Annotated in this window: 6 protein-coding genes; 5 read left to right on the forward strand and 1 reads right to left on the reverse strand. The window is 34.5% G+C overall.

Annotated elements, in window-relative coordinates; translation table 11 throughout:
- The 5 genes from PHQ99_08465 to PHQ99_08485 form a co-directional block, all read left to right on the forward strand.
- Positions 1 to 470: periplasmic heavy metal sensor (locus PHQ99_08465; GenBank protein MDD4289604.1), on the forward strand; the 470-nt coding region annotated here is incomplete at its 5' end.
- Positions 471 to 749: 279 nt separating this feature from the next.
- Positions 750 to 1121: a helix-turn-helix transcriptional regulator gene (locus tag PHQ99_08470; protein MDD4289605.1), complete on the forward strand. Its 372-nt coding sequence runs from the start codon at positions 750 to 752 to the stop codon at positions 1119 to 1121.
- 10 nt (positions 1122 to 1131) lie between these two features.
- Positions 1132 to 1452, forward strand: coding sequence for a hypothetical protein (locus tag PHQ99_08475; GenBank protein MDD4289606.1), 321 nt, complete (start codon positions 1132 to 1134; stop codon positions 1450 to 1452).
- A gap of 8 nt (positions 1453 to 1460) precedes the next feature.
- Complete coding sequence (locus PHQ99_08480; protein ID MDD4289607.1) at positions 1461 to 1940, forward strand: permease; 480 nt, start codon at positions 1461 to 1463, stop codon at positions 1938 to 1940.
- Positions 1940 to 2434, forward strand: coding sequence for a permease (locus tag PHQ99_08485; GenBank protein ID MDD4289608.1), 495 nt, complete (start codon positions 1940 to 1942; stop codon positions 2432 to 2434). The genes PHQ99_08480 and PHQ99_08485 overlap by 1 nt, the downstream gene beginning before the upstream one ends.
- 59 nt (positions 2435 to 2493) lie before the next feature.
- On the opposite strand, the gene PHQ99_08490 is transcribed toward PHQ99_08485, so the two are convergent.
- On the reverse strand, positions 2494 to 2957 hold a 464-nt coding region (locus tag PHQ99_08490; GenBank protein MDD4289609.1), incomplete at its 5' end, for a TOBE domain-containing protein.

The raw sequence follows: 2957 nt of genomic DNA on the forward strand, positions 1-2957 counted from the left end.
CTGGCCAAAGACAGGGACCTGCAGGACAAAACTTTACTCCACCTGTTCAGAATGATGATACACCCAGGGGAATGTTTAACCTGGAGCTATCAGCAGAACAGCAAGCTGAGATGAGAGAAATGATGCTAAGTTTTCAGAAAGAAACTTTAGAGCTTAGAAATCAAATTCAGTTGAAACAACTGGAGATGAGAGAATTAAAGCTGGAAGACCCGATAAATATGGAACAGATTAGAACAAAATTAGAAGAAATATCTAAATTACAGGTAGAAGTTAGAATGAAGGCTATTGAAAGACAGACTAAATTCAAAGAATTACTAACTCCTGAACAATTGGAGAACTGTGCTGCAGGATTCCAAATGCAAGGATTTAATATGGGTAATATGGGGAAATCCAGTATGAACAAGGGTTTTAACCCAGGATTTAACCAGCAATCAGCAGTAAATATGGGTATTCGTGGAAACCGCTGGTAATTTGTAAGTACTTTGTTAATAAATATAATTTACAAAAAGGGAGAAGGGTTAACTCTTCTCCCTTTTTGTAATGGATGTAATAGGACTGTGTTCCCAGAATATTTGCTATTCTCCTTATCAATTCCCTCTCTTTTAGTCTAATACAAAATTTAGCATATACAAATGAATATTTTAGGTAATAATTTCTTTGACAATTGTTACAATATCGATTACTATAGAATCTACTATACTATGTGCATATTGCATATATATTAACTACAGATAAATAGGAATAATTCAATGAAAGAAAAATTAACATTGTTTTGTCATGGTACAAGGCATCATATGGAAAGGTTTATGGAAATATGCCTGCTCTTGCTGTTAGACCAAGAAACCAGTCATGGCTATACCCTGGCAGAACAATTGAACGATTTTGGTTTTTCTAAAGAAGAACTAAATATGGGTTCCCTTTATCGCACCTTAAGAAAGATGGAAAAAGATTCACTGGTTACATCCTGCTGGGAAGAAGGAAAGCAAGGCCCAAAGAAAAGAGTTTACCAGATTACTGAAGCGGGAAAAATAAATCTTGCAAATTGGATTGAGGTACTTAAAAGAAGAAGGGACCGGATAAGCAGATTAATTAATCATTATGAAAAAACAACAGGAAAGTAAGGAGAAAATTATGATTAATATATTTGATTTAATGAATATAAATTCCGAGAGCTACAAACAACGAGGAAAGAATGTATTCTTTGAAAATGAACTTTTCAAAACCAGAATTATTAACCTGAAAGCCGGGGAAAGAATTCCGGATTGCCAAATGGATTGTTTTGTAATCTTCTATGTTGTTAAAGGAAAGGTGTCATTAAGCAAAAACGGGCAGGAGGCATCTTTAAAAGAAAATCAAGTTTTTATTACTGAACCGGCTCTACTGTCTATGAAAAGCAACACAGGGGCAAGATTAATGGGAATACAGATTAAAACCAGGGGGACTGAGAGGTAATAAAAATTATGGTTACTATTATTACTATTTATAGTATATTGGCAATTTGTTTGGTATTTTCCTTCTGGAAAAATAAACAAAAGACATTTAAAGCCTTTAAAATCGCAACAAAAGGATTTCTGAAAACAGCACCAAGCTTGTTTATGCTACTGGGAATTGTGGGTTTAATCTTAGGTATTTTAACTCCGGAAACCATAGAAAGATTAATAGGAGAGGAGGCAGGATTTTTAGCTACAGGGGTTGCTGCAATCCTGGGTGCAATTACCTTAATCCCGTCATTGATCGCCTTTCCGCTGGCTGGTTCTTTATTACGTTCCGGTGCAACTATTATGACTATTTCTGCTTTCATTACCTCCCTGGTAATGGTTGGTACAATAACTGCTCCCATGGAAATTAAATCCCTTGGGAAAAATTTCACATTGATGCGTAATGGCCTTAGTTTTTTAGGGGCTCTATTTATTGCTGCCATAATGGGGGTATTCTTATAATGAATATTATTAAAAAGTTCAAGGCAGTTATCGTTATAATATTGATTTATATCGGGTTAATTTTTTGGCTTCCTGATACTGCAGCAAAATCTTTTTCAGTTGCTGTTGATTATGCGAAAGAAATGGTCTTTATTATCCCTCCGGTCTTTATTCTAATGGGTTTGTTAGAAGTCTGGATTCCAAAAGATAAAATCCAGCAGTGGCTGGGTTCCAGCTCCGGATTAAAGGGTATATTGATTTCTTTTTTAATGGGCACACTTCCAACCGGTCCATTGTATGTTGCATTCCCTATGACTGCAACATTAATAAAAAAAGGTGCCAGTATTTCCAATATGGTTATTTTTCTTGGTTCATGGGCTGCCCTGAAAATTCCACAGTTATTGGTAGAGATAAAGTTTCTCGGTGTGGCCTTCACTTTGCTTAGATTTGTATTAACTTTTACAATTATTGTTATTATTGGAATTATTATGGAAAGAACTCTATCGAATAAATAAGAAAAATTAATACAAATAATTTAATATTATTCCCGGGAACAATTCTTACAATCGCCCCTTTAATAACATTTTACAGCAGATGCTTTAAAGGTCAAGCAAACCATGCTTTCTATATTAAGATTCATTTCCCGAAAGGATTCTTTTGTAATAACACAAGCAAGCTGGACTCCGATATCTACAATTAATCTAATCAAGCGATTTTGTTCAGAAATTTTAACAATTTTACCTTTAAAAGAATTTCTGGCACTGGAATAAAACTGTTCACGTGATATGATAATATCCCTGGGATCAATATAAATATATGACAGTCCATTTTTTTTGGTCACAATCGAAAATCGTAAATTATCTGCAATTTCAAAATACTGATTTCCTTCTTTATCGACAATTCTCCCCTTGAAAATATTTTCCGGTACATGAGGTACAATTTTCCCGTCAAGTAAGGATATTATCTCATCTGCCAGGCGATATGCCTGTGACAGGTCATGAGTTGTAAAGACTACTGTTGTTTTCATTTTTTGATTTA

This window comes from Atribacterota bacterium (assembly GCA_028703475.1).
Taxonomy (GTDB): domain Bacteria; phylum Atribacterota; class Phoenicimicrobiia; order Phoenicimicrobiales; family Stramentimicrobiaceae; genus JAQVMU01.

Excerpts from the sequence above, each read along its gene's own strand:
- PHQ99_08470 (MDD4289605.1), top strand. The coding sequence starts at position 750 with ATGAAAGAAAAATTAACATTGTTTTGTCATGGTACAAGGCATCATATG.
- PHQ99_08475 (MDD4289606.1), top strand. The coding sequence starts at position 1,132 with ATGATTAATATATTTGATTTAATGAATATAAATTCCGAGAGCTACAAA.
- PHQ99_08480 (MDD4289607.1), top strand. The coding sequence starts at position 1,461 with ATGGTTACTATTATTACTATTTATAGTATATTGGCAATTTGTTTGGTA.
- PHQ99_08485 (MDD4289608.1), top strand. The coding sequence starts at position 1,940 with ATGAATATTATTAAAAAGTTCAAGGCAGTTATCGTTATAATATTGATT.